The following is a 558-nucleotide window of genomic DNA, read 5'->3' as shown; positions in this document are numbered from 1 at the left end:
AAATTAGAAGTCCTGAGCTTGAACACAGCGAAGCGATTTTTCCGACCTCAAGCTTTGTGTTTAATTCAGCGCAAGAAGCTGCTGCACGATTTGCAGGCGAAGTGCCTGGGAACATCTATGCGCGTTTCACCAATCCAACGGTTGCGATGTTTGAGGCGCGCTTAGCTGCCTTAGAAGGAGGCGAGCGTGGTGTTGCTGCAGCATCGGGTATGGCTGCTATTATGTCTGTTTGCTACGCTCTGTTAGAGCAGGGTGATCATGTCATTTGTTCGCGCAGTGTTTTTGGCACGACGACAGTTCTGCTAGAAAAGTTTGTAAAGAAGTTTGGTGTTGAGATTAGCTTTGTTGATCTGACTGATTACGAGCAATGGCAGACCAGCATCAAGGACAATACTAGGTTTCTATTCCTTGAATCGCCGTCGAACCCACTGTGTGAAGTAGTTGATATCGCAAGACTGGCAGAACTGGCGAGACAAGGGCGTCATTCGAAAGGCTGCTTGCTTGTTGTTGATAACTGCATGTGTACACCTATCTTGCAGCAGCCTTTGAAGCTTGGTG

General features: G+C 47.8%; 1 protein-coding gene. It reads left to right on the top strand.

Annotated features, from left to right (window positions below; genetic code table 11):
• Positions 1-2 precede the first annotated feature (2 nt).
• Positions 3-558, top strand: a 556-nt coding sequence (locus A3729_RS10845; protein WP_231877419.1) for an aminotransferase class I/II-fold pyridoxal phosphate-dependent enzyme, incomplete at its 3' end; no start/stop codon positions are given.

This window comes from Oleiphilus sp. HI0043, from assembly GCF_001634935.1.
Note: the sequence above shows the minus strand (reverse complement) of the source record. Positions and strands in the feature narration are given on the sequence as shown.